This window comes from Streptomyces sp. NPDC111516 (assembly GCF_055635345.1).
This window is the reverse complement of sequence record NZ_JBVKBV010000031.1, coordinates 17,376-41,427: the sequence shown is the minus strand read 5'-3', so window position 1 is coordinate 41,427 and position 24,052 is coordinate 17,376. Positions and strand designations below refer to the sequence as shown.

Below are 24,052 nucleotides of genomic sequence, written 5' to 3'. Positions count from 1 at the left end.
ATGACAAGCAGTCAGACGGCCCCCGCCGCCGTCAAGATCCTCATCGCCGGAGGTTTCGGCGTCGGCAAAACCACCCTGGTGGGAGCGGTCAGCGAAATCGCTCCGCTGCGCACCGAGGAGTACCTGACCAAGGCCGGCATCGGTGTCGACGACCTGGCCGGTGTCGGCGGGAAGGACACGACCACCGTGGCCCTGGACTTCGGGCGGATCACGGTCAGTCCCGAGGTGGTGGTCTACCTCTTCGGCACCCCCGGTCAGGAACGGTTCTGGTTCATGTGGAACGACCTGGTCAACGGGGCGCTCGGCGGTGTCGTGATCGCCGACACCCGCAGGCTGGAGACCAGTTTCGCGTCGATCGACTTCTACGAGAGCCGGGACATCCCGTTCGTGGTCGCGATCAACTGCTTCCACGGTCACAACACCCGCACGCCGGACGAGATCAGAGCCGCTCTCGACCTCGATCCGCACGTTCCGATGCTGATCGGCGACGTGCGCGAGCGGCCGTTCGGCCGGGACGTGCTGCTGGCCCTGGTGGACCACCTGATGAGCCTGCCCGTCGCGACCGGCTGACCGGGCGCTCCCCCTCGCTCCCCCGTACCTTCGGTACCTTTCTCGCTCTGGAGAGATCTGAGATGGCATCACCCCTGCGCGTCCTGATTCACGGCGGCGGCATCGGCGGGCTCACCCTCGCCACCGCGCTGGCCCGGCGCGGCCACACCGTCGAGGTCGCCGAGCTCCGCGACGAGCTGGAAGCGCTCGGCGTCGGCATCATCCAACCGTCCAACGCCCTCCACGTCATGCGGGAGATCGGGGTGCTCGACGACTGCCTCAAGGCGGGCTTCGAGTGGGAGATCCTGACCATCGCGGACCCGGCCGGCAACACGCTCGCCGAGATACCGCAGCCGAGGATGGGCGACGTCCCCTCGAACAACGGCATCCCGCGCCCCGCCCTCGCTCGGGTGCTGAACGCCGCCGCGGTGGCCGCCGGGGCCACGATCCGCTTCGCCACCACCATCACGGAGCTGACCGACGACGGCTCCGGCGTGGACGTCACCCTCTCCGACGGCTCCACCGGGCGCTGGGACCTGGTGGTGGGCTTCGACGGCATCGGTTCGCCGCTGCGCAGTCGGCTGTACGGGGACCGTTACGTCCCCGAGTACACCGGGTTCGCCAACTGGCGGGTGACGGTGCCCCGGCAGCCCCGGGTGCGCGGTGTGGTGATGGGCACCGCGGGCCAGGCGGCGAAGGCGCTGCTCACCCCGATCACCGAGGAACTGATGTACCTGGGCGCGGTGTTCGCCGAGTCCGAGGACTTCCGGCCGGACCCGGAGCGGGCCCACGAGCAGCTCACGGAGCGGCTGACGATGTTCTCCGGTCCGGTCGCCGAGGCGCTCGCCACCGTCACCGACCCGGCCGCGGTGGTGTACTCGCGGATCTCCCAGGTGACGGTCGAGGAGCCGTGGCACGTCGGCCGGGTGGTGCTGGCCGGTGACGCCGCGCACGCCTCCACCCCGCACATCGCGCAGGGTGCGGCGATGGCCGTCGAGGACGCGCTGGTGCTCGCCGAGTCGCTGGACGCCGACGGCGATGTGGCAGCGGCCCTCGAAGCGTGGGAGGCGCGCCGCCGTCCCCGGGCCATGTGGGTGCAGGCCATGTCGCGTGCGGTGCTCAAGCAGGAAACCGGCACCGAGACCACGCCCGAGGAGGACGAGCTGCTGAAGGTCGGCATTCCGGGTGCGGCGCATGTGCTGGTGAAGCCGTACTGATCAGCGCCTGATCAGCGCGTTTCCGGGCGGGCCGGGCACACTGTGCCCGGCCCGCCCGGCGCGTTCACGGCAGCACCGCCACCCCGTCGATCTCGACCAGTGCCTGCTCGTCCCAGAGCCTCGCCACGCCGATGACCGCCATGGCGGGATAGTCGCGGCCTGCCAACTGCCGCCAGATCCGGCCCAGTTCCCCGGCATGGGTGCGGTAGTCGGCCACATCGGTGGCGTACACGGTGACCCGGGCCAGGTCCGCCGGGGCGCCGCCCGCCGCGCGCAGGGCGGTGAGCAGATTGGTCAGCGCCGTCGTGAACTGCTCGGGCAGGCCCGCGCCGACGACCTTGCCGTCCTGGTCGAGGGCGGTCTGCCCGGCCAGGAAGACCAGTTGGCCGCCGGTAGCCGTGACGGCGTGCGAGAAGCCCGCGGGCGGCGACAGCTCGGCGGGGTTGATCCGGTGGACCGGACTCATGCGGACGCCTCCCGGTTCGCGTACAGCTCCTTGGCGATGATCGTGCGCTGGACCTCGCTGGCGCCTTCGTAGATCCGTGGGGCGCGGACCTCCCTGTACAGGTGTTCCAGGAGGTGGCCGCGGCGCAGGGCGCGGGCGCCGTGCAGTTGAACGGCGGTGTCGACGACGTACTGCGCGGTCTCGGTGGCGTACAGCTTCGCCATGGCCGCGCGGCGCGGTACGCCGGACTCGCCCGCGTCGTACGCGGCGGCGGCCGCGTACACCAGCAGCCGGGCGGCTTCGGTACGGGTGGCCATCTCGGCGACCTGGTGGGAGACGGCCTGAAGGTCCTTCAGCGGGCCGCCGAAGGCGGTGCGTCGGGCGGTGTGCGTCAACGTGGCGTCGAGGGCGGCGCGGGCCATGCCGACGGCGAACGCGCCGACGCTGGGGCGGAACAGGTTGAGGGTGTCCATGGCGACCCGGAAGCCGCGGTCCGGTTCGCCGAGCACATCGTCGGGGGTGACCGGGACGCCGTCGAAGACCAGGGCCCCGATGGGGTGCGGCGAGAGCATGTCGAGGGCGGTGCCGGTCAGTCCGGGGCGGTCGGCGGGGACCAGGAACGCGGTGACGCCACGGGATCCGGCACCCTGGGTCGTACGGGCGAAGACGGTGTAGAAGTCGGCCTCGGGTGCGTTGGAGATCCAGCACTTCTCACCGGTCAGGCGCCAGCCGCCGGGAGCGTGTTCGGCGTTCAGGGCGAGGGCCGCCGCGTCTGAGCCCGCGCCCGGTTCGCTGAGTGCGAAGGCGGCGACGGCGCGGCCCGCGCGCACCTCGGGGAGCCAGCGTTCGCGGTGGGCCGGGGTTCCTGCCCGGACCACGGGATGGGTGCCGAGACCCTGGAGGGCCAGTGCGGTCTCGGCCTCGGTGCAGCCGCGGGCCAGGGACTCGCGGAGCAGGCAGAGGTCGAGGGCTCCGGAGTTCAGCAGCCGGCCGAGGAGGCCCGACTCGCCGAGTGCGGCGATCAGGGGGCGGTTGACATGGCCCGGGTCGCCTTTTTCGGCGAGGGGGCGCAGTTGCTGCTCGGCAAGGACTCTCAGCTCCTCGCACCAAGCGGTTTGTGCCGGATCGAGCGAGAATGCCGTCATACCGGCGCCTCTCTTGTCGGTGTCCGAGGCGCCCGCGCGGGCGCGTCTCGTCCTTCTCGTCTTATCGCGGACCGTTGACTACCGTCACCCAAACGATACGCTCCGGAGGCGACAAGGGGGCGATCCGTCATGGACCCGAAAACCTCAGCGCACCTCGACAGCTTCGCCAGGGAGCACCTGCCACCCCCGGACGAGTGGCCGGAACTGCTCTTCGACCTGCCCGAACTGAACTACCCGCCCCGCCTCAACTGCGCGGCGGAGCTGCTGGACCGTACGGCCGACCGCTTCGGCCCCGACCGCCCCGCCTTCCGTACCCCCGACGGCGGAGTGTGGAGCTACGGGGAGCTGCGGGACCGGGTGGACCGGATCGCCCATGTCCTCACATCGGATCTGGGGGTCGTCCCCGGCAACCGCGTGCTGTTGCGCGGCCCCACCACGCCCCATCTCGCCGCCTGCTGGCTCGCGGTGCTGAAGGCGGGCGCGATCGCCGTCACGGTGCTGGACCGGCAGCGGTCCGCCGAGCTCGCCACCATCTGCTCGATCGCCCGGGTGAGCCACGCGCTGTGCGACGTCCGGGCGATCGACGACCTGGTGAAGGCTCAGGTGCCGGGGCTGCGGATCACGGCGTACGGGGGTGACACCCCGGACGATCTGCTGCGGCTGGCCGAGGCCGAGCGGGGGCCGTACCGTCCGGTGGACACGGCGACGGACGATGTCGCGCTGATCGCGTTCACCTCGGGCACCACCGGGCGGCCGAAGGGCTGTATGCACTTCCACCGGGACGTGCTCGCCATCGCCGACACGTTCTCGCGCCATGTCCTGCGTCCGACGCCCGACGACGTGTTCGCGGGCAGTCCACCGCTCGGCTTCACCTTCGGGCTCGGTGGTCTGGTGGTCTTCCCGCTGCGGGCCGGTGCCAGTTCCCTGCTGCTCGAACAGTCCGGCCCGGTCCAGCTGTTGCCCGCGCTCGCCGCACACCGTGTCTCGGTGCTGTTCACCGCGCCGACCGCGTACCGCGTGATGCTCGACCACATCGACGAGCACGATCTGACCGCGCTGCGGCGCTGTGTCTCGGCCGGCGAGAACCTCCCGGTCGGCACCTGGCGGTCCTGGTACGAGCGGACTGGGCTGCGCATCATCAACGGCATCGGCGCCACCGAACTGCTGCACATCTTCATCTCCGCCGCCGACGACGCGATCCGCCCCGGCACCACCGGAGTTCCCGTGCCCGGCTGGCGGGCCCGGGTGGTGGACAGCGAGGGCCGCCAGGTGCCGGACGGGGAGCCCGGACTCCTCGCCGTACGCGGTCCGATCGGCTGCCGCTATCTCGCCGACGACCGCCAGCGGGACTACGTGGCGCACGGCTGGAACATCACCGGTGACACGTATGTGCGCGAGCCGGACGGCTACTTCCGTTACGTGGCCCGCGCCGACGACATGATCATCTCCTCCGGCTACAACATCGCGGGCCCCGAGGTCGAGGACGCCCTGCTGCGTCACCCCGCAGTGGCCGAGGCCGCGGTGGTGGGGCGGGCCGACGAGCTGCGCGGCCGGATCGTGGTGGCGTACGTGGTGCTGCGCGAGGGCGCGGAACTGTCGGCCGACGAACTGCGTACGTACATGAAGAGTGAGCTGGCCCCGCACAAGTGCCCGCGCGTCGTCGAGTTCCTGCCCGCACTGCCCCGGACCGCCACCGGGAAGCTCCAGCGTTTCCGGCTGCGGGACAGCCCTTCGTGACCCGGAAATACGAGTGCTTCGCGCCACCCTCGCCCGGCAGGATGAAGCATGACCTGGACCTTCACCGACGACGTCGACGTATTTCTCGACGCGGCCGGCGCCTCGCTGGCCGCCCGGCCCGCCGAGAACACCCTGGTGCTGAGCGTCACCGCGGCCCTGCGCCGCCACGGCCCGCACGCCTACGGTGACTCCGCCCCGCTGCTGGGCTGGTGGCGCGGGGCGGACGGCGAGGTCGCGGGGACGCTGGTGCAGACCCCGCCGTATCCGCCGCTGCTGGGGACCGTCGCCCCGGAGGCGGTCGCCCCGCTGGCCGCCGCGCTCCCGCTGACCGGGATCAACGCGGAGCGGGCCACCGCCCAGGCGCTGGCCGCCACCTGGCCGGGCCACCGGGTCGACCAGGAGCAGCGGCTCTACCGGCTGGAGACGCTGGTCCCGCCCTCTCCGGCACCGTCGGGGAGGCCCCGGGCCGCCACCGCCGCCGACCGGGAACTGCTGGTGGGCTGGCACCTCGCGTTCGCCGACCAGGTCGGCCAGCCCGGCACGCATGCCGGACGGCTGGTGGACGAGCGGACGGCGTCCGGCGGGCTGACGCTCTGGGAGGCGGACGGCGCCCCGGTGTCGATGGCGGGCGTCTCACCGCGGATCGCGGGCACGGTGCGGATCGCGCCGGTCTACACGCCTGCCGAACACCGTGGCCGGGGGTACGCGGCCGCGGTGACGGCGGAGGTCAGCCGGGCGGCCCGGGAAGCGGGCGCGGAGGAGGTGCTGCTCTTCACCGACCTCGCGAACCCGACCAGCAACGGCGTGTACCGGCGCATCGGCTTCCGGGCCGTCTCGGACCGGCTGCTGATCAGCGCGGCAAAGGAGCCCGTCACCCCAGGGTGAGCCGCGGCTTCGGTGCGTCCGTGCGGCCCGTCGGCGGGGTGCGGCTGCCCGCGCGGTACGGGAGCGGCCAGGGCGCGCCCGGTCCGCTGTAGCCCTGGTCGGCCGCCGCATGCAGCGTCCAGTGCGGGTCGTAGAGATGTGGACGCGCCAGGGCGCAGAGGTCGGCCCGGCCCGCGAGCAGCAGTGAATTGACGTCGTCCCAGGAGGAGATCGCACCGACCGCGATGACGGGCACGCACAGCGTGTTACGGATCCGGTCGGCGTACGGGGTCTGGTAGGAACGGCCGAACTCGGGGCGCTCGTCGGGGACGACCTGGCCGGTGGAGACGTCGATGGCATCGGCTCCGTGGGCCACGAAGGCACGGGCGATCTCGACGGCGTCCTCGGCGGTCGTGCCGCCCTCGGCCCAGTCCGTGGCGGAGATGCGGACGGTCATGGGCCGGTCGTCGGGCCAGTCGGCGCGGACCGCGTCGAAGACTTCCAGGGGGAAGCGGAGCCGGTTGTCCAGCGATCCGCCGTACCGGTCGGTGCGGCGGTTGGTGAGCGGCGAGAGGAAGCCGGAGAGCAGGTAGCCGTGGGCGCAGTGGAGTTCCAGCAGGTCGAAGCCGCAGTGATCGGCACGGCGCGCCGCCGCCGCGAACTGTTCGCGTACGGCGTCGAGTCCGGCCCGGTCCAGGGCGTGCGGGACCTGGTTGACGCCGTCGGCGTACGGGATCGGGGAGGCGGCGGTGAGCGGCCAGTTGCCGTGGTCGAGGGGCTGGTCGATGCCCTCCCACATGAGTTTGGTGGAGCCCTTGCGTCCGGAGTGGCCGAGCTGGACGCCGATGGCCGTGCCGGGGGCGCTCGCGTGGACGAAGTCGGTGATCCGGGTCCAGGCCGCGGCCTGTTCGGGGGTGTAGAGCCCGGTGCAGCCGGGGGTGATGCGGCCCTCGGCGCTGACGCACACCATCTCCGTCATGACGAGCCCGGCGCCACCGAGTGCGCGTGCGCCCAGGTGGACGAGGTGGAAGTCGCCGGGGACGCCGTCGACGGCCGAGTACATGTCCATGGGTGAGACGACGACGCGGTTGCGGAGTTCGAGGCCGCGCAGCCGCAACGGGGTGAACATCGGCGGGGTGCCCGGGGCACAGCCGAACTCCTCCTCGACGGCGGCGGTGAAGGAGGTGTCCCGCAGCCGCAGGTTGTCGTGGGTGACGCGGCGGCTGCGGGTGAGGAGGTTGAAGGCGAATTGGCGCGGCGGCTGGTCGACGTAGGTGCCGAGCTCCTCGAACCAGCGCAGGCTGGCCGCGGCGGCCCGCTGCGTCGATTCGACGACCGGTCGGCGCTCGGCCTCGTACGCGGACAGCGCGGCGGGCAGGTCGGGCTGTTCCTCGATGCAGGCGGCGAGCGCGAGGGCGTCCTCGACGGCGAGTTTGGTGCCGGAGCCGATGGAGAAGTGCGCGGTGTGGGCGGCATCGCCGATGAGGACCGTGTTGCCGTGCGACCAGCGGGCGTTGACGACGGTGCGGAAGGTGAGCCAGGAGGAGTTGTTGGAACGCAGCGGCCGCCCGCCGAGCGCCTCGGTGAAGATCTTGGCGCAGCGCACGGTCGAGTGCTCCACGTCGCAGGCGTCGAATCCGGCGGCCCGCCAGACCTCCTCACGCATCTCGACGATGACGGTGGAGGCATCGGCCGAGAAGGGGTAGCCGTGCAGCTGCATCACCCCGTACGCGGTCTCGGCGATCTCGAAGCGGAAGGCGTCGAGGGCGAAGTCGGCGGCGAGCCAGATGTAGCGGCAGCGGTGGTCGGTGAGGCGGGGGCCGAAGGTGTCGGCGTGCGCGGCGCGGGTGAGGCTGTGCACCCCGTCGGCGGCGATCACCAGGTCGTGGGCGGCGGCCAGCTCGGCGGCCGGCGGAGCCACGGTGCGGAAGCGGAGGCGTACGCCGAGGGACTCGCAGCGGTCGTGCAGGATCTCCAGGAGCCTGCGCCGGCCCAGCGCCGCGAAGCCGTGGCCGCCGGAGGTCTGGGTCACACCGCGGTGGACGATGTCGATGTCGTCCCACCGTACGAATTCGTCCTGGAGCGCCCGGTACACGACGGGGTCGGCGTGCTCGATGCCGCCGAGGGTCTCGTCGGAGAGGACGACGCCGAAGCCGAAGGTGTCGTCGGGTGCGTTGCGCTCCCAGACGGTGATGTCGCGTTCCGGATCGAGCCGCTTGAGCAGGGCCGCGGCGTAGAGCCCACCGGGTCCGCCGCCGATGACCGCGATCCGTTTCACGCCGGTCGGCTTCGTGGTGGAGGGATACGCGCCGGGCGCCGGCGCCGTCATGGCGGATGGAATCGCGCCGGGCGCCGCCGCGGCGGATGCTCCCGAGCCGGTGGCACTCGCGTCGGGCGGCATCGCGCTACCGCCCTTGCCACTTCGGTGGCCGCTTCTCGGTGAAGGCGGCATGGAATTCGGCGTAGTCGTCGCCGTGCATCAGCAGGGCCTGGGTCGCGGCGTCCAGCTCGACCGCGGCGGCGAGCGGCATGTCGAGTTCGGCGGTGAGCAGTGCCTTGGTCTGGGCGAGGGCGAGGGCCGGTCCGTCGGCGAGGCGGCGGGCGAGCGCCGCCGCGCGCACATCCGCCTGGCCTTCCTCGGTCAGCTCACTGATCAGTCCGATCCGTTCCGCTTCGGGCGCGCGGACCGGTTCGCCGAGCATCAGCAGCCGGGTGGCGTGACCGAGGCCGACGACGCGCGGCAGCAGGTAGGCGGCGCCCATGTCGCCGCCGGAGAGACCGACCTTGGTGAAGAGGAACGCGAAGCGGGCGGACGGGTCCGCGATCCGGAAATCGGCGGCCAGCGCGAGAACCGCGCCGGCACCTGCGGCCACGCCGTGTACGGCGGCGATGACGGGGAAGGGGGTTTCACGAAGGGCCCGCACCACCTGCCCGGTCATGCGGTTGAAATCGAGGAGCTGGGCGGTGTTCATGGCGAGTGTCGCGCCGATGATGTCGTCGACATCTCCGCCCGAGCAGAAACCGCGGCCCTCCCCCGCGAGCACCAGCGCGCGCACGGTGCGTTCGCGGGACAGTTCGGCAAGCAGGTCGCGCAGATCGGCGTAGGCACCGAAGGTGAGCGCGTTGAGTTTCTCGGGGCGGGCGAGGGTGACGGTGGCAACTCCGTCGTCCGTCGTCAGCCGCAGATGACGCCAGTCATCCGTACGTGGGGCGGAGCTGGGAAACGGACTCATGGAGGGGGCTCCCCTTCAGCCGTCGGGCCGCTGCCTGCGACTACCTGCAACCGAACTTATCACTCGAGCGTGACTCCCGTCACGGGCACGCGATACGCGGAGCGTGAGAGAGCAGTGCCGAACGTCCCCTTCATGCCGGTCGGCAGACCCTTGTCCGAACTCGTCGCACTTCGTAAAGGTCGAATCGAAGAAGTGTTGACGTCCAGAAAGTCCACCCGACTCCGGAACGGAAACCCTGCCGTGGCCCCCGATGCCCCCCTCCCTGCCTCCTGGCGGATTGCCCTGCCCCACTCGACGGTGGCCGTACCGGTCGCCCGCGCCCTGATCCGTACGGCGCTGGCGGAGATCGACGCACCGGCCGATTCGGACACCGCCGAGCTCCTCACCGCCGAGCTGGTCACCAACGCGGTGGAGCACACCCGCGGAGAGGAGCCGATCGAGCTGGTGGTGGAGCTGCTGCCGACGCACTGCCAGGTGGAGGTGCACGACCGCGACCCCGCCCCGCCGGGTGATCTCTCGCATCCGCGGCCCGGCAGCGAGCCGGACCCCTGGCAGGAGCACGGCCGGGGGCTGCTGCTGATCCGTACGCTCAGCTCGTCCTGCGGTCACCGCACGACGGAGCACGGCAAGGCGGTCTGGTTCACTCTGCCGTCCCGTACGCCGCAGAACTTACCCGCCGCCCCCGCGCCGCCCCGGACCTCCTGATCTCACCCCGCGTCGGCAGCGGCCAGCCGGGAGCGGCTGCGGCCGTAGAAGGCGTAGATCGCCGCGCCGACGGCCAGGAAGACGGCGAACTGCACCCAGGTCGCCCAGCCTGTCCCGTAGATCAGATAGAGGCAGAAGCCAACACCCAGGAGTGGGCTCAGCGGGTAGAGCGGCACCCGGAACGAGCCCGTCACCTCAGGGTTGCGGCGACGCAGCACGATCACCGAGATGTTCACCGCGACCATGGTGGCCAGTGCGCCGATGGTCGTCAGGTTCACCACCACATCGAGCGAGGAGAAGGCCGCCGGAACCGCGAAGACCACCGCCACGATCCAGGTGTTGGCGACCGGCGTCGCCGTCCGCGGCGAGACCCGCTCGAAGACCCGGGGGATCAGGCCGTCGCGGGACATCGACATCAGGATGCGGGTCTGCCCGTACATCACCGCGAGCACGACGGACGCGATCGCGACGACCGCGCCGAAGGCGATGATCCCGCCGCCGACGTTCGAGTGGGTGACCTGGTCGACGACGATCGAGAGCGCGGCCGGCCGGTCGGCCACGGCCTTCGGGCCGAGGGCCCCGATGGCGGCGAGCGCCACGGCGCAGTAGAGCAGCGTGACCAGGCCGATGCAGATCATGATCGCGATCGGGATGTTCCGCCGCGGGTTCTTGACCTCTTCGCCCGCGGTGGTGATGGCGTCGAAGCCGATGTACGAGAAGAACGCCAGCGACGCACCGGCGGTGACCCCGCCCGCTCCGTGAGCGATGAACGGCGTGAGGTTCCCGTGCTCGAAGGCCGTGAAGGCGATGACGCAGAACATGATCAGGATGGTGATCTTGAGGATCGCCATCGCGGCGGTGGCCCCCGCGCTCTCCCGGACGCCGCGCACCAGCAGGGTGGCGGCCATCATGATCACCAGGACGGCGGGCAGATTGATCACTCCGCCGTCACCGGGCCCTGCAGAGAGTGCGGCGGGCAGCTGCAGACCGAACAGGCTGCTCAGCAACTCATTGACGTACTGGCTCCAGCCGACGGCGACCGCGGAGACCGAGACGCCGTACTCCAGCAGCAGACACCAGCCGACGAGGAACGCGATGCGCTCGCCGAGCGTCGCGTAGGCGAAGGAGTACGAGCTGCCGGAGACCGGGATCGCGCTGCCCAGCTCCGCGAAGGAGAACGCGGTGAAGATGCAGGTGATCGCCGCGAGCACGAAGGACAGCACGACGGCGGGGCCGGCCTCGGCGACGCTGTCGGAGAGGCCGACGAAGATGCCGGTGCCGACGATGGCGCCGACACCGAAGCACACCAGCTGGAAGAGGCCCATGGAGCGCTTGAGGCCGTGCCCCTCCAGGTCGGCGCCGGACTCGGCGATCAGCTGGTGCGGGTTCTTGATGCGTGGCCCGGACGGGCGCGTGGGGCTCGGTGGGCGCAGCGGACTCACGGGGACGGTCTCTTCTCTGGTGAGGCATGTGGGGGATGTGCGCCCGGGGCCTGTGGGGGGCTGCGGCTCCGGGCTCAGGCTCAGGACTCGGCAGCGTGGGCCGCACGAAAATGGGGTTCGAGCGTGCGAGCTCGAACCCCACCAGGAGGCAACATGATAGTCGCCCTCGCGCATGTTCACCCAATTGGGTGCATGTCCATGCAGTGCTCAGTGCGCGGCCGCCAGGGTTGCCACCAGAACGGCCTTGATCGTGTGCATCCGGTTCTCGGCCTCGTCGAAGACGACCGAGTGCGCGGACTCGAAGACCTCGTCGGTGACTTCCAGCTCCGTCAGCCCGTGGGCGGCCTCGATCTCCCGGCCGATCCTGGTATCGAGGTCGTGGTAGGCCGGGAGGCAGTGCAGGAACTTCACGTCGGCGTTGCCGGTGGCGCGCAGGACGTCCATGGTCACGGCGTACGGCGCGAGGGCCTCGATACGCTCACCCCAGACCTCCTTGGGCTCGCCCATGGAGACCCAGACATCGGTGGCGACGAAGTCCGCGCCCCGGACGCCCTCGGTGACGTCCTCGGTGAGAGTGACCGTCGCGCCGCTCGCCTCGGCCAGCGTGCGGGCCTCGGCGACGATCTCCTGGGCCGGCCAGTACGACTTCGGTGCGACGATCCGCACGTCCATGCCCAGCAGCGCGCCGGTGACGAGGTAGGAGTTGCCCATGTTGAAGCGGGCGTCGCCGAGGTAGGCGAAGGCGATGCGCTCCAGCGGCTTCTCGCTGTGCTCGGTCATGGTGAGGACGTCGGCGAGCGTCTGGGTCGGGTGCCAGTCGTCGGTGAGCCCGTTGAAGACCGGAACGCCGGCGTGGGCGGCCAGCTCTTCGACGGCTGCCTGGCTGTCACCCCGGTACTCGATGCCGTCGTACATCCGGCCGAGGACGCGGGCCGTGTCCTTCACCGACTCCTTGTGCCCGATCTGCGAGCCGGTGGGGTCGAGGTACGTCGTGGACGCACCCTGGTCGGCGGCGGCCACCTCGAAGGCGCAGCGGGTGCGGGTCGAGGTCTTCTCGAAGATGAGCGCGATGTTCTTGCCGCGCAGCCGCTGCACTTCGGTCCCCGACTTCTTGGCGGCCTTGAGCTCCGCCGCGAGGTCGATCAGGCCACGGAACTCCTCGGCCGTGAAGTCCAGCTCCTTGAGGAAGTGGCGGCCTGTGAGGTCTATGGCCATGGGACTGCTCCTGGGTAGGGCGAGGATCGCTCTTGCTGACCTTGGAAGTCTATACGACACAATGCATTGCTATACGATGACCCCCCTCAGGTCCGGGCGCGCACGCCACTACACCGGGTCGCGCACCACCGGGCAGCTCATGCAGCGGGGGCCGCCCCGGCCCCGGCCCAGTTCGCTGCCGCGGATCTCTACGACCTCGATGCCCTCCTTGCGCAGGTAGGTGTTGGTGGTGGCATTGCGCTCGTACGCGACGACGACACCCGGCTCGACGGCCAGCACGTTGCAGCCGTCGTCCCACTGCTCGCGCTGCGCGGCGTGCACATCCTGGGTGGCCGTGAGAACCCGGATCGAGTCCAGGCCCAGGGCGTGCGCGATCGCGTCGTGCATGTGCTCGGGCGGATGGTCGGTGACCTTCAGATCCCTCGGCCCGTCACCGGGCTCGATGGTGTAGGAGCGAAGCATGCCCAGCCCCGCGTACTTGGTGAAGGTGTCGCCGTCAATCATCGTCATGACCGTGTCGAGGTGCATGAACGCCCGGAGCTTGGGCATGTCGAGCGCCACGATCGTGTGCGCCGAACCGGCGTCGAACAGCCCGCGGGCCAGCATCTCCACCGCCTGCGGGGTGGTGCGCTCGCTCATCCCTATGAGTACGGCGCCGTGGCCGATGACCAGTACGTCGCCGCCCTCGATGGTGGACGGGTAGTCGTCCTGCCCCTCCGACCAGTGGTGGAAGACGCCCGCCTCGGGACCGGTGAAGAGCGGGTGGTGGCGGTAGATCGCCTCGAAGTGGACGGTCTCGCGCTGCCGGGCCGGCCAGCGCATCGCGTTGATGGACACGCCGTCGTATATCCAGGCCGAGGTGTCCCGGGTGAAGAGATGGTTGGGCAGCGGGCCGAGCAGGAAGTCGTCCAGGTCCATGACATGGAAGCGGACGGAGGTCGGCTCGCTGTGCCGGTCCAGGAACTCCCGCTTGGTCATCCCGCCCACCAGCGCCTCGGCCAGTTCGGCGCTGGGCAACTCCTCGAAGGCGGCCCGCAGATGCTCGGTGGCGAGCGGGCCGTACTCCTTCTCCTCGAAGACCCGGTCCAGGACGAGCCGCCTGGCCACGGGAATGTCCAGCGCCTCGCGGAGCAGATCGCCGAAGAGGTGCACCTCCACCCCGCGGTCGCGCAGCACGTCCGCGAAGCCGTCGTGCTCCTGGCGGGCGCGGCGCACCCAGAGCACGTCGTCGAACAGGAGCGCGTCCTTATTGCCGGGGGTGAGTCTCTTCAGTTCCAGATCGGGGCGGTGCAGGATGACGCGGCGCAGCCGCCCGGCCTCGGAGTCGACGTGGAATCCCATGTCTCCATCCTCACCGTGCGGAGCGCCGTTCGCCCGGTGAATCGCCAGCGGGTTTCCCGTGTATCCCACTCTGATCTCATCGTTGAACTCACGGAAATCCCGCTGCCGCCCCCTTCTACAGCCTCGGGTCGACCGGTTCCGACTCCAGGGCCAGCACCGCGAACACCGCCTCGTGCACCCGCCACAGCGGCTCCCCGTCGGCCAGCCGGTCCAGTGCTTCGAGCCCCAGCGCGTACTCCCGGAGCGCCAACGACCGCTTGTGGCCGAGGAACCGGCCGCGCAGCCGTTCCAGGTTCTCCGGGCGGGTGTACTCGGGGCCGTAGATGATCCGGAGGTACTCCCGGCCGCGCACCTTGATGCCCGGCTGGACCAGTCTTCCCTTCCCGTCCCGTACGAGCGCGGCGAGCGGCTTGACGACCATGCCTTCGCCGCCGCGTCCGGTCATCTCCAGCCACCAGTCGACGCCGGAGCGCACCGATGCCTCGTCACCGGTGTCGACGACGAGCCGGCGGGTGACCTGGAGCAGCCCCGTCGGGTCGTGCTCGACCAGGCGGTCGAGCCAGGCCAGCTGCTCGTCGTGCGGTACGGAGGCCAGCGAGCGGCCCTGCACGGCAAGGATCTGGAACGGGGCGAGCCGCACTCCGTCCAGGCCCTGGGTGCTCCAGCAGTAGCGGCGGTACGCCTCCGTGAACGCGGCCGCGTCCTCGGCCCGTTCCCGCTGGCGGTCCGCGAGCGTGCCCACGTCCACCCCACGGGCCGCCGCCGCCGCGAGGGCCGCCTCGGCCTCCGGGAGGACGGCTCCGGATGCGGCGCCGACCGCGGCGTACTGCGTGCGCAGCAGCCCGGCCGCCTTGAGGGACCACGGCATCAGCTCGGCGTCGAGCAGCACCCAGTCGGTGTCCCACTCCTCCCAGAGTCCGGCGGCGGTGACGGCGGTGCGCAGCCTGCCGAGGATCACCTCGGTGAGGGCGACGTCGTCGAGGAACGGCCGCCCGGTGCGGGTGTACAACGCCCCGGTCGGACCTCCCTCACCGCCGGAGGTGTCGGAGGTGTCGGAGGCGCCGACGGGGTCGCCCACGCCGAACCGCTCGCGGGCGGCGTTCACGTCCCGGCAGACCAGTGCAACCGCGCGCGAGCCCATGTGCTTCTCCTCGCACACGACCTGCGTGACACCGTCCGCCCGGTACTGGGCGAAGGCCTCGGCCGGGTGCTCCAGGTAGCCGTCCTCGTGCGAGGTGGCGGTGGGCGCCATGGTCGGCGGGAGGTAGCCGAGCAGCCGGGGGTCGACGGCGAACCGGCTCATGACTTCGAGCGCCGCCGCGGCGTTCTCCTCCCGGACCGAGATGCGCCCCATGTGCCGGGTCTCCACGATCCGGCGCCCGTGCACATCGGCGAGGTCCAGCGGCCGGCCCTCCCGGCCCCCGGGTGCCTCGGTGGTCAGCGGCTTGACCGGCTCGTACCAGACCTTCTCGGCCGGTACGTCGACGAGTTCGCGCTCCGGCCAGCGCAGCGCGGTCATCTTCCCGCCGAAGACCGCACCGGTGTCCAGGCAGATGGTGTTGTTGACCCAGGAGGTGTTGGGCACCGGGGTGTGGCCGTAGACCACGGCGGCCCGGCCCCGGTATTCCTCCGCCCACGGGTAGCGCACGGGCAGGCCGAACTCGTCGGTCTCGCCGGTGGTCTCCCCGTACAGCGCGTGCGAGCGGACCCGGCCGGAGGTGCGCCCGTGGTACTTCTCGGGCAGTCCGGCGTGGCAGACGACGAGTTTGCCCCCGTCGAGCACGTAGTGGCTGACGAGCCCGTCGATGAACTCCCGCACCTGCTCGCGGAAGGCCGGGTCCCTCTCGTCCTCCCGGTCCAACTGCTCGATGGTCTCGGCGAGTCCATGGGTGTGCTGGACCTTGCGGCCCTTGAGGTAGCGACCGAGCTTGTTCTCGTGGTTGCCGGGTACGCACAGGGCGTTGCCCGCCGACACCATGGACATGACGCGGCGCAGCACCCCGGGGCTGTCGGGACCGCGGTCCACGAGGTCGCCGACGAAGACCGCAGTGCGCCCCTCGGGGTGCGCGCCGTCGACGTAGCCGAGCTCGCCGAGCAGGGTCTCCAGCTCGGAACGGCAGCCGTGGATGTCGCCGATGATGTCGAAGGGGCCGTTGAGGTGGCGCAGGTCGTTGTAGCGGCGCTCCAGCACCACTTCGGCGTGCTCCGCCTCCTCCTCGGTGCGCAGGATGTGCACCTTACGGAAGCCCTCGCGCTCCAGTCCGCGCAACGAGCGGCGCAGTTCGCGGCGGTGGCGCTGGATGACGTGGCGCGGCATGTCGGCGCGGTCGGGGCGGGCCGCGTTGCGCGCGACGCAGACCTCCTCGGGCAGGTCGAGGACGATCGCGATGGGCAGTACGTCGTGGCTCCTGGCCAGTTGGACCAGCTGCTTGCGGCTCTCGGGCTGGACGCTGGTGGCGTCCACGACGGTCAGCCGCCCGGCTGCGAGCCGCTTGCCCGCGATGTAGTGGAGGATGTCGAAGGCGTCTCGGCTGGCGCTCTGGTCGTTCTCGTCGTCGGCGACCAGGCCGCGGCAGAAGTCCGAGGAGATGATCTCCGTGGGCTTGAAGTGCTTGCGGGCGAAGGTGGACTTGCCGGAACCGCTGGCTCCGACGAGAACCACGAGGGAGAGGTCGGTCACCGGCAGGGTGCGCGAGGTACTGGTCATGCGGCTTTCGCCTCCTTCACGGTCTCGTTCCTGTTCTGCTTCGCGGTCTCATCGGGTGCGGTCATCGTGAACACGGCCATCTGTGTGGGTGGGCCGACCTCGGGGTCCTCGGGCCCCACGGGGACGAAGCGGACCTCGTAGCCGTGCCGCTGTGCCACCTCACCGGCCCAGGCGCGGAACTCGGCCCTGGTCCATTCGAACCGGTGGTCGCCGTGGCGCACATGCCCGGCCGGGAGGGTCTCCCAGCGGACGTTGTACTCGACGTTCGGTGTCGTCACGAGCACGGTCCGCGGACGGGCCGAACCGAACACCGCGTACTCCAGCGCGGGCAGCCTCGGCAGGTCGAGGTGCTCGATGACCTCGCTCAGCACGGCCGCGTCATACCCCTTGAGCCTCTTGTCCGTGTACGTGAGAGAGCCCTGCTGCAGCGTGACACGTCCGGCCTGCCGCTCCCCCATCCGGTCCGGCTTCAGCCGTCGCGAGGCGATGGTGAGGGCGCGCATGGAGACATCGACGCCGACGATCTCCGTGAAGCCCACGTCCTTGAGCAACGCCTGCACCAACTGGCCCTGCCCGCAGCCGAGGTCGAGGACCCGGCCGGCCCCGGCGGCGCGCAGCGCGTCGATGATCGCGGTGCGCCGCTGCTCGGCGAGCGGCACCGGCTTCTCCTCGGTGTCGGTCGTCTCGTCCACCGCGTTGTCGATGCTCTCGACATCGAGGTCGTCCGACTCGGCGAGCCGTACCAGTTCCAGCCGCTGCATCGCCTCCCGGGTCAGTCCCCGACGCCGGGACAGATAGCGGCTGGTGATCAGCTTCTGCTCGGGGTGGGCGGCCAGCCAGCCGTCACCGGCCCGCAACAGCTTGTCCACCTCGTCCGGCGCGACCCAGTAGTGCTTGGCGTCGTCGAGCACCGGCAGCAGGACGTACAACTGCCGCAACGCGTCCGCCAGGCGCAACTCGCCCTCCAGCGCCAGCCGGACGTACCGCGAGTCACCCCACTCCGGGAACTGCTCGTCCAGAGGTACGGCCATGGCGTCCACGCTCGTCCAGCCGAGCGGCCCGAAGAGCTTGCGTACCAGTTCCGCGCCGCCACGCGCCGGCAGTGCGGGTACCTCGATGCGCAGTGGAAGCGGGGCTTGTACCCGTTCGGGCAGCGCGCGGCACGCCCCGTTCAGCGCGGACTTGAAGACGGTGCTCATCGCGACGGAAAGCAGCGAGGACGCCACGTACGGGCGGTCGTTGACATACTGCGCGAGCGCCGCGTCGGGGGCACCGCCCCGGCCCTTGCCCTTGCCGCGCCGCACCAGCGCCACGGGATCCACCTCCAGCAGGAGCGCCGCGGTGCAGAGCTCGGCGGATGCCTCGGGATAGAAGACATGCGCGGTGCCATGGGAGGTGGAGAACGCCTGCGCCTTCTCGGGGTGCTTGTGCAGCAGGAAGCCGAGGTCGGTAGCGGGACGTTCCGGATTGCCGGTCGTGCTGATTGTCAGGAACACACATCCGAGTATGGTCCGGCTCGCACGCGCCCCACCAGCGTATTTACCGGTGTCCGGACGCCGTTGCCCCGCCCTCCCTTCGCAGCCGTTCGCCGTCCTGGGACTTCCTGGCCCCGAGACTCCCCGGACCTCCTGGGAGTCTCGCAGGCTCCCTCCATCTGCCTCGTCTCCCTTCATCTGCCTTCTCCGTCTCGCCTCCCTTCGTCCGCGGTCGTTCCGCCGAGCAGCCCGGCCAGCTCCGCGATGGTGTCCGGGCCGACCCGGCAGCAACCCCCCACCAGCCGGGCGCCGGCCTTCTGCCAGGCCCGTACTCTCCCCGGATCGAACGTGGCGTCGCCGGCCCACCCCCGGCCCGCGGCGTCCCACTGCTCGCCGCTGTTCGGATAGACGACGACCGGTTTGCCTGCCACGTCCGCCGCCATCCGCACCGCCCGGTCCGCGTCCGCCGGATCACAGCAGTTCACCCCGACGGCCAGCACACGGTCGTTTTCCGAGGCGAGGGCGAAGGCCGTCTCCAGCGGCTGCCCCGCCCTGGTCCGGTCCCCCGCCACGCTGTACGAGAGCCAGACGGGGAGCCCGCAACCCTCGACCGCCCGCAGCAACGCCTCGGCCTCGTCGATGTCCGGCACCGTCTCCAGCGCCAGCGCGTCGGGCCCGGCGGCGGCCAGCGCCTCGACCCGGGGACGGTGGAACCGCTCCAGTTCCCGGACGGAGAGCCCGTAGCGGCCCCGGTACTCGCTGCCGTCCGCCAGCATCGCCCCGTACGGGCCGACCGAGGCGGCGACCCAGACCTCCCGCTCCACTCCATCCGCGGCCCGCCGCGCCAGCCGCACGCTGCGGGCGAAGAGCTCCGCCGCCCGGGCCCGTCCGATCCCTCGTCGCTCGAATCCCTCGAACGTCGCCTGGTAGCTGGCCGTGATGAGCACCTGTGCGCCCTCCCGCACATAGGCCGTGTGCGCCGCCTCGATCTGCCCCGGCCCGTCGGCCAGCAGCCGGGCCGACCACAGAGCGTCGGACAGATCACAGCCCTGCGCCTCCAACTGGTTGGAGAGACCGCCGTCGAGCAGGAGTGCCCCCTCCGAGAGGGCCTGCCCGAGGGCACGGGCGGGCGGGGCATCGGCTGACCGGACGGTTTGCACAGGTGACTCCCTCATGGACCGGGCCATGGCCCGGCTCGGTGCGCTGGGACCGGACTCCGGCTCACCTGAGCCGGAACCGCCCGGCTCAGGTGAGCTGGGTTTGGACCTGGGAGGAGATCAGCTCCAGGTGCTCCAGGTCGTCCAGATCCAGGACCTGGAGGTAGATCCGGGACGACCCGATCGCAGCGTATTGGCCGATCTTGTCGACCACCTCGGCGGGCGAGCCCGCGAGCCCATTCGCCTTCAGCTCCGCCACGTCGCGGCCGATGGCGGAGGCGCGGCGCGCCACCTCTGCGTCGTTCCTGCCGACACAGACCACCAGGGCGTTGGAGTACACCAGGTCGTCCGGTCCGCGGCCGGCCGCCTTTGCCGCCTCCCGGACCCTGCCGAACTGCTTCTCGCTGTCCTCCAGCGACGCGAAGGGGATATTGAACTCGTCTGCGTACAGGGCGGCCAGCCGCGGTGTACGCGTCGCACCGTGACCGCCGATCAGGACCGGGATCTTGGCCTGCGCCGGCTTGGGCAGCGCGGGCGAATCCGTCAGCTGGTAGTACCTGCCGTCGAAGCTGAACGTCTTGCCGATCTCGGTCGCCCACAGCCCGGTGACGATGGCCAGCTGCTCCTCCAGCCTGCCGAACTTCTCCTTGGGGAACGGAATGCCGTAGGCCTTGTGCTCCTCCTCGAACCAACCCGCGCCGAGACCGAGCTCGACGCGTCCGCCGGACATCTGGTCGACCTGGGCGACCTGGATGGCGAGCACGCCGGGAAGCCGGAAGGTACCCGCGGTCATGAGCGTGCCGAGACGGATCCGCTTGGTCTCGCGCGCCAGCCCGGCCAGGGTGATCCAGGCGTCGGTCGGGCCGGGCAGCCCGTCGCCCGACCCCATACGGAGGTAGTGGTCGGAGCGGTAGAAGGCGTCGAAGCCGAGGTCCTCGGCCGCCTTGGCGACCGTGAGCAGGGTGTCGTAGTCGGCCCCTTGCTGGGGCTCGGTGAAGATTCGAAGATCCATGCATCCATCCTGCACCTCCGGCCGCCGGTCATCCCTCACCTCCTCCCTTCTCCCCTCTCCCCTCTCCTCGGCGCCACCACCGGCACTGGTCGTCGTCGAAGTGCTGTGCGGTCACGGCTGGCCCGCCGCCGAGCCCGCCGGTCCGCGGACCGCGCCGTACGGGCCGTCCCGCTCCCGGCCGCGCTCCAGATCCTGCTGCCGCTCCCGCTCCTGCTCGTCGAGGCGCCTGAGCATTCCGTGCACCCGGTCCAAGGACTCGTCGGCCGCGTCGATCGCCTCCATGCACTGCCAGTAGAGCCCCTGCTCGTCGGTCTCGCAGGCCACCCCGACCAGGGCCATCCCCACCTCCCCGAGCAGCGTGCCCAGACCCGTCAGGGTCGCCCGCGGCTCGGCGAGATCGGAGAGCTGCGCGGCCCGCGCCACTCCGGCCCGCGCCGCCGGGTGGTCCAGCGACCCGCTGCTTCTCCCGCCGATCTCGCTGAGCCCGCGGGCATCGCCCCGTAATTCCTTGGGCCCGTCCGCCGCCAGCCGGCTGCCGATCGCCTGAGCGAGCGCCTGGGCCTGCCACGCCTCGGCGATGATGTCCGGCGTGCCCCGGCTCTGCGCCAGCGCACGTCGGCTGACTCCTACAAGCCGCTCCGCTTCCATGCGTTACCCCCGTCCGTACGAAAAGCCGCTCAACTCATCCATTACCCACAGTGAGGGAGTCGGCACCGAAAAGCCAGAGGAATTCGGAAATCTGTGGACACGAAGTCGACTGTGCATAAGTTGATCACTCCGAAGAGTAACGATCCCGGGGTTCGGGGGTGTCCGGGGGCTCCGGTACCGGGAACCGGGTCTCATTCCGGTCGATCTTCTCCGCCAGCGCCGACAGCACGTCGATCCCCAACACCTCGCAGAACTGCAGCAGATAGGCGAGAACATCCGCGACCTCGTCCGCCACCCGGTGCGCCGTCTCGGGCCTCTCCATCACCCGCGCCGACTGCTCCGGCGTCAACCACTGGAAGATCTCGACCAGTTCGGACGCCTCGACGCTCAGTGCCGTCGCCAGGTTCTTCGGGGTGTGGTACTGCCCCCAGTCCCGTGCGGCCGCGAACGCGGCGAGCCGCTGCTGCAAGGCCCGTACATCAAGTTCTGTCACAACTCCAGGTCTACCACCGTCACGCCGGGCGCCTCCCGGGCCCGCACCGCACCCGATTTCGTGACCGTGCCCACCAGCCTGAGGTAGCCGGCCGCCCCGATCGACACGGCCAGATCCACCAGTTCGCGCAATTGCCGTCCGTCCAGGTCCCGGTCGATGCGGAGGGTGGGCTCCGCCTGGACGGCGCCGTCGAGCCGCACCGGGCCCGCCGGGCCGTCCGTCGTGGAGCCGTTCCGGAACGTTCCGCCTGAACGACCTTCCTGCGATCGGACTACGCCCACCGTGGCAGCCCCGCCCGGACGGCACTCCCACGAACGGGGTAGGCCGCCGGCACACCGCTCCCGGCCGCCCCCCGCCCCGCAGCCCTCCTACGAACCAGGCACGCCCGCCGCCGCGACCCCCTCGACCTCCATGCCGACCGGGGACAGCAGGAAGACGTTCCGGTCGACCCGGTGCATTCCGCTGCCGAGCCCGAAGACGACCCCGCTGGTGAAGTCCAGGATGCGCTTGGCCACATCCGTCTCCGCGCCCGTCAGGTCGAGCAGCACCGGGACCTGCGCGACCAAGTACTCCGCCACCTCCCGCGCGTCCGCGAAGACCTGGACCCGCAGCACGACGAGGCGCCGCTGTTCGGCTTCCGCGCTCTCGTCGGGGACCGTTCGGTGGTCTACCCGGGACGGCCATTCGTTGCGGCTGCGCAGAGGTACGACCTGGGCAAGCCCCTCCCACTGCTCGTCCGTGACGTCGTACCTGTCGTACCTGCTCACCGGACCACCCCGTCTGTGCTTCGGTCGGCGTTGCGCCGGCTGCGCTCGCTGTTCATCGGGCAATTCTCTCGCCCCTCACCCGTTCGGCGTACCACCGACACGGTTCACGGGCTGATCGACACCGCCGACGGCCCGTCCGACGCACTCCCGGCGGCTTGGCGCCGGTACGTTTCCGCGGTCATGTCGACGGGGGTGAAACGTACCGGAAGCCGGACCAGGGCGCGGTGGAAGGGCCCCTGCCGCCACTTCAGTCCGCTGATCGGAACGTCCAGTTCCGTGTCGCACAGCTGACTGGTCAGCTGCTCGATCGCGGTCATCGCGATGAGCAGCGCCGGCTGTTTCGCCGGGCACCGGTGCGGACCGGCCGACCAAGCCGGATGGGCGCTGCCCCCGGAGCGGATCCCGGGGTCGGTGACCAGGAGGGCATCGATGCCCGGGGCGAGCCGGACGCGGGCGAGGGGGCCGTGTTCCCGCAGGCTCCGGTAGTGGCTCTGCGGGTCGGCGGCGAAGTCCGGGCCGTACAGCGCGAGGGCTGCGGAGGTACGGGCGGTGTCATGAGGGGGCCTCGGGCCGGGGCATTCGGGTCAGCACGTGCTCGGCCAGCGCGATCAGGGCGTCGATGCTACCGCGGCGTTCCCGGGCGCCGTCACCGCGTTTCTGTCGTCGGATCGGTCTTCCGGCCGAAGCGGCGACGGAAGCTCCCGTTGTCTCTTCGCAGGGCCCGTCGGTTCACGGGACTGCTCCGCCTACGTCTCCGCGGGGCCGGCAGCCTCATGGGACTGTTCCACTTCCTGGGCGACCACGGCGACATCGGTCATCACCTGGAGCACTCCGGGCAGTTCGGAGCCGTCGAGCTGCCGGAACTCGCTGCCGATGGTCACCACCAGCCGCTCGGGAAGGCCGAGCTCCGGATAGCGCCCCTCGCCGATGACCCGGCGGGCCGCCTCGAGGGCCGGGATCCCGGCGGCGTGGAAGGCATGGGCCCGCTCGCGCACGTACTCCAGATACACGATGTGATCGCGCACCCCGGCCCGGTCGAGGACCGGTCCGTGTCCGGGGACGATGGTCTCGGCGCCGGTGGCCAGCACCCGTTCGCAGGCCGCGATCACATTGCTGAGGGGACCCGCCCAGTGCACCGGATGATCACCGGGCTGAGCGGGGGTGGAGGAGAAGATGACGTCTCCGCTGAACACCGCACGCTGCGCGGGCAGATGGACGATCAGGTCGCCGGTGGTGTGTGCGGACGGCAGGGCGGAGATCTGGACCGGGTACTCCCCCAGAGTCAGCTCCAGCTCCCCGGTGAAGTACGTGGTCGGCTGCACCGGCTCGGTGTGCGACCAGTCGAAGGGGCCGAAGTGACGTCCGAGGTAGGCGCCGAGCGCGGTGGTCGGATCGCCGGTGGCGACGAGCGCGTGCTGCTGCTTCGGCGTGGGCTCGTAGTGGATGTGTTCCCGGGCCTCGCGGGTCGCGATGATCTCCGCGTCCGGGAGCACGCCCGCGCCCCAGAAGTGGTCCCCGTTCGCATGGGTGACGATCACCCGGTCGATGGAGACACCGTCGGGCAGCCGCTTCGTGGACTCGGCCAGGAACTGGCCGGCCAGCACGGTGTCGTACGGGGTGTCGATCCAGAGCGCGCCACGGGGCGAGACGAGGAGTCCGCAGTTGGCCAGCCCCCAGCCCCGCTTCGGCGGGAGCCATGCATACAGGCCCCGCCCCAGGTCAACGACGTCCCCACGCGTGATCGACATGGACGCGATTATGCCGACCATGATCCGGCCATGCGTTCGAACTCGGCCACCGTGTCGTCCTATTGGCGCAAAATCCTCGCTCACACCGCTCGGCGGGAGCGACTCGGTGACCCTGCGAGACCGGCACCCCGCATCCCCGTACGGCACTTTCC

Annotated in this window: 22 protein-coding genes; 5 read left to right on the top strand and 17 right to left on the bottom strand. The window is 70.8% G+C overall.

The features are described 5' to 3' along the window. On the top strand, positions 1-570 hold the full coding sequence (locus tag ACZ7L9_RS34395) for a GTP-binding protein (RefSeq protein WP_471421460.1): 570 nt from the start codon (positions 1-3) through the stop codon (positions 568-570). Between the two features lie 62 nt (positions 571-632). Further along, entirely contained in the window at positions 633-1,766 is a 1,134-nt protein-coding gene (locus ACZ7L9_RS34390) for an FAD-dependent monooxygenase (RefSeq protein ID WP_471421459.1), read from the top strand. Positions 1,767-1,830: 64 nt separating this feature from the next. On the opposite strand, the gene ACZ7L9_RS34385 is transcribed toward ACZ7L9_RS34390, so the two are convergent. Together ACZ7L9_RS34385 and ACZ7L9_RS34380 are read right to left on the bottom strand one after the other, a co-directional pair. Next, complete coding sequence (locus tag ACZ7L9_RS34385) at positions 1,831-2,232, bottom strand: RidA family protein (RefSeq protein WP_471421458.1); 402 nt, start codon at positions 2,230-2,232, stop codon at positions 1,831-1,833. Beyond that, positions 2,229-3,356: an acyl-CoA dehydrogenase family protein gene (locus ACZ7L9_RS34380; protein WP_471421457.1), complete on the bottom strand. Its 1,128-nt coding sequence runs from the start codon at positions 3,354-3,356 to the stop codon at positions 2,229-2,231. The genes ACZ7L9_RS34385 and ACZ7L9_RS34380 overlap by 4 nt, the downstream gene beginning before the upstream one ends. A gap of 129 nt (positions 3,357-3,485) precedes the next feature. Here ACZ7L9_RS34380 and ACZ7L9_RS34375 point away from each other — a divergent pair, with 129 nt between their 5' ends. Both ACZ7L9_RS34375 and ACZ7L9_RS34370 read left to right on the top strand, forming a co-directional pair. Then, positions 3,486-5,093, top strand: coding sequence for an AMP-binding protein (locus ACZ7L9_RS34375; RefSeq protein WP_471421456.1), 1,608 nt, complete (start codon positions 3,486-3,488; stop codon positions 5,091-5,093). A 48-nt stretch (positions 5,094-5,141) separates the two neighbouring features. Next, on the top strand, positions 5,142-5,978 hold the full coding sequence (locus ACZ7L9_RS34370) for a GNAT family N-acetyltransferase (RefSeq protein WP_471421455.1): 837 nt from the start codon (positions 5,142-5,144) through the stop codon (positions 5,976-5,978). On the opposite strand, the gene ACZ7L9_RS34365 is transcribed toward ACZ7L9_RS34370, so the two are convergent. Together ACZ7L9_RS34365 and ACZ7L9_RS34360 are read right to left on the bottom strand one after the other, a co-directional pair. Then, the gene (locus ACZ7L9_RS34365; RefSeq protein WP_471421454.1) at positions 5,965-8,286 is read right to left on the bottom strand and encodes a bifunctional salicylyl-CoA 5-hydroxylase/oxidoreductase; all 2,322 of its coding nucleotides are present in this window, start codon (positions 8,284-8,286) and stop codon (positions 5,965-5,967) included. The genes ACZ7L9_RS34370 and ACZ7L9_RS34365 overlap by 14 nt on opposite strands. 76 nt (positions 8,287-8,362) lie before the next feature. Continuing rightward, a complete protein-coding gene (locus ACZ7L9_RS34360; RefSeq protein ID WP_471421453.1) occupies positions 8,363-9,190 on the bottom strand; it encodes an enoyl-CoA hydratase family protein in 828 nt (275 codons plus the stop codon). A 240-nt stretch (positions 9,191-9,430) separates the two neighbouring features. Here ACZ7L9_RS34360 and ACZ7L9_RS34355 point away from each other — a divergent pair, with 240 nt between their 5' ends. Then, positions 9,431-9,895, top strand: coding sequence for an ATP-binding protein (locus ACZ7L9_RS34355; protein WP_471421452.1), 465 nt, complete (start codon positions 9,431-9,433; stop codon positions 9,893-9,895). Between the two features lie 2 nt (positions 9,896-9,897). Here the strand turns inward: ACZ7L9_RS34355 and ACZ7L9_RS34350 are convergent, their stop codons facing one another. The 13 genes from ACZ7L9_RS34350 to ACZ7L9_RS34290 form a co-directional block, all read right to left on the bottom strand. Further along, a complete protein-coding gene (locus tag ACZ7L9_RS34350; RefSeq protein ID WP_471421451.1) occupies positions 9,898-11,337 on the bottom strand; it encodes an amino acid permease in 1,440 nt (479 codons plus the stop codon). Between the two features lie 207 nt (positions 11,338-11,544). Continuing rightward, positions 11,545-12,552, bottom strand: coding sequence for an ornithine carbamoyltransferase (argF, locus tag ACZ7L9_RS34345; protein ID WP_471421450.1), 1,008 nt, complete (start codon positions 12,550-12,552; stop codon positions 11,545-11,547). Positions 12,553-12,660: 108 nt separating this feature from the next. After that, the gene (locus ACZ7L9_RS34340; protein ID WP_471421449.1) at positions 12,661-13,893 is read right to left on the bottom strand and encodes an arginine deiminase; all 1,233 of its coding nucleotides are present in this window, start codon (positions 13,891-13,893) and stop codon (positions 12,661-12,663) included. Positions 13,894-14,008: 115 nt separating this feature from the next. Then, entirely contained in the window at positions 14,009-16,600 is a 2,592-nt protein-coding gene (locus tag ACZ7L9_RS34335; protein ID WP_471421448.1) for a polynucleotide kinase-phosphatase, read from the bottom strand. Beyond that, positions 16,597-18,096 (bottom strand): 3' terminal RNA ribose 2'-O-methyltransferase Hen1, encoded by a 1,500-nt coding sequence (locus ACZ7L9_RS34330; RefSeq protein ID WP_471421447.1) that lies wholly within the window; start codon positions 18,094-18,096, stop codon positions 16,597-16,599. Before ACZ7L9_RS34330 ends, ACZ7L9_RS34335 begins: the two co-directional genes overlap by 4 nt. Positions 18,097-18,269: 173 nt before the next feature. Then, positions 18,270-19,235 (bottom strand): homocysteine S-methyltransferase, encoded by a 966-nt coding sequence (gene mmuM, locus ACZ7L9_RS34325; protein ID WP_471421446.1) that lies wholly within the window; start codon positions 19,233-19,235, stop codon positions 18,270-18,272. Between the two features lie 85 nt (positions 19,236-19,320). Next, complete coding sequence (locus ACZ7L9_RS34320) at positions 19,321-20,244, bottom strand: LLM class F420-dependent oxidoreductase (protein WP_471421445.1); 924 nt, start codon at positions 20,242-20,244, stop codon at positions 19,321-19,323. A gap of 111 nt (positions 20,245-20,355) precedes the next feature. Then, positions 20,356-20,892: a DUF6099 family protein gene (locus tag ACZ7L9_RS34315; RefSeq protein WP_471421444.1), complete on the bottom strand. Its 537-nt coding sequence runs from the start codon at positions 20,890-20,892 to the stop codon at positions 20,356-20,358. A 124-nt stretch (positions 20,893-21,016) separates the two neighbouring features. Then, positions 21,017-21,385, bottom strand: coding sequence for a nucleotide pyrophosphohydrolase (locus ACZ7L9_RS34310; RefSeq protein ID WP_471421443.1), 369 nt, complete (start codon positions 21,383-21,385; stop codon positions 21,017-21,019). Then, entirely contained in the window at positions 21,382-21,585 is a 204-nt protein-coding gene (locus tag ACZ7L9_RS34305) for a hypothetical protein (protein WP_471421472.1), read from the bottom strand. The genes ACZ7L9_RS34310 and ACZ7L9_RS34305 overlap by 4 nt, the downstream gene beginning before the upstream one ends. A gap of 168 nt (positions 21,586-21,753) precedes the next feature. Further along, positions 21,754-22,152 (bottom strand): cell division protein SepF, encoded by a 399-nt coding sequence (locus ACZ7L9_RS34300; RefSeq protein ID WP_406384557.1) that lies wholly within the window; start codon positions 22,150-22,152, stop codon positions 21,754-21,756. 104 nt (positions 22,153-22,256) lie between these two features. Beyond that, a complete protein-coding gene (locus tag ACZ7L9_RS34295) occupies positions 22,257-22,469 on the bottom strand; it encodes a hypothetical protein (protein ID WP_471421442.1) in 213 nt (70 codons plus the stop codon). 429 nt (positions 22,470-22,898) lie between these two features. Beyond that, entirely contained in the window at positions 22,899-23,900 is a 1,002-nt protein-coding gene (locus ACZ7L9_RS34290) for an MBL fold metallo-hydrolase (RefSeq protein WP_471421441.1), read from the bottom strand. Positions 23,901-24,052 lie beyond the last annotated feature (152 nt).

Coding starts and splice junctions, on each gene's coding strand:
- ACZ7L9_RS34290 (WP_471421441.1), bottom strand. CDS start 23,900: ATGTCGATCACGCGTGGGGACGTCGTTGACCTGGGGCGGGGCCTGTAT.
- ACZ7L9_RS34370 (WP_471421455.1), top strand. CDS start 5,142: ATGACCTGGACCTTCACCGACGACGTCGACGTATTTCTCGACGCGGCC.
- ACZ7L9_RS34380 (WP_471421457.1), bottom strand. CDS start 3,356: ATGACGGCATTCTCGCTCGATCCGGCACAAACCGCTTGGTGCGAGGAG.
- ACZ7L9_RS34365 (WP_471421454.1), bottom strand. CDS start 8,286: ATGACGGCGCCGGCGCCCGGCGCGTATCCCTCCACCACGAAGCCGACC.
- ACZ7L9_RS34360 (WP_471421453.1), bottom strand. CDS start 9,190: ATGAGTCCGTTTCCCAGCTCCGCCCCACGTACGGATGACTGGCGTCAT.
- ACZ7L9_RS34340 (WP_471421449.1), bottom strand. CDS start 13,893: ATGGGATTCCACGTCGACTCCGAGGCCGGGCGGCTGCGCCGCGTCATC.
- ACZ7L9_RS34385 (WP_471421458.1), bottom strand. CDS start 2,232: ATGAGTCCGGTCCACCGGATCAACCCCGCCGAGCTGTCGCCGCCCGCG.
- ACZ7L9_RS34295 (WP_471421442.1), bottom strand. CDS start 22,469: ATGACCGCGATCGAGCAGCTGACCAGTCAGCTGTGCGACACGGAACTG.
- argF (WP_471421450.1), bottom strand. CDS start 12,552: ATGGCCATAGACCTCACAGGCCGCCACTTCCTCAAGGAGCTGGACTTC.
- ACZ7L9_RS34390 (WP_471421459.1), top strand. CDS start 633: ATGGCATCACCCCTGCGCGTCCTGATTCACGGCGGCGGCATCGGCGGG.
- ACZ7L9_RS34335 (WP_471421448.1), bottom strand. CDS start 16,600: ATGACCAGTACCTCGCGCACCCTGCCGGTGACCGACCTCTCCCTCGTG.
- ACZ7L9_RS34315 (WP_471421444.1), bottom strand. CDS start 20,892: ATGGAAGCGGAGCGGCTTGTAGGAGTCAGCCGACGTGCGCTGGCGCAG.
- ACZ7L9_RS34375 (WP_471421456.1), top strand. CDS start 3,486: ATGGACCCGAAAACCTCAGCGCACCTCGACAGCTTCGCCAGGGAGCAC.
- ACZ7L9_RS34320 (WP_471421445.1), bottom strand. CDS start 20,244: ATGGATCTTCGAATCTTCACCGAGCCCCAGCAAGGGGCCGACTACGAC.
- ACZ7L9_RS34395 (WP_471421460.1), top strand. CDS start 1: ATGACAAGCAGTCAGACGGCCCCCGCCGCCGTCAAGATCCTCATCGCC.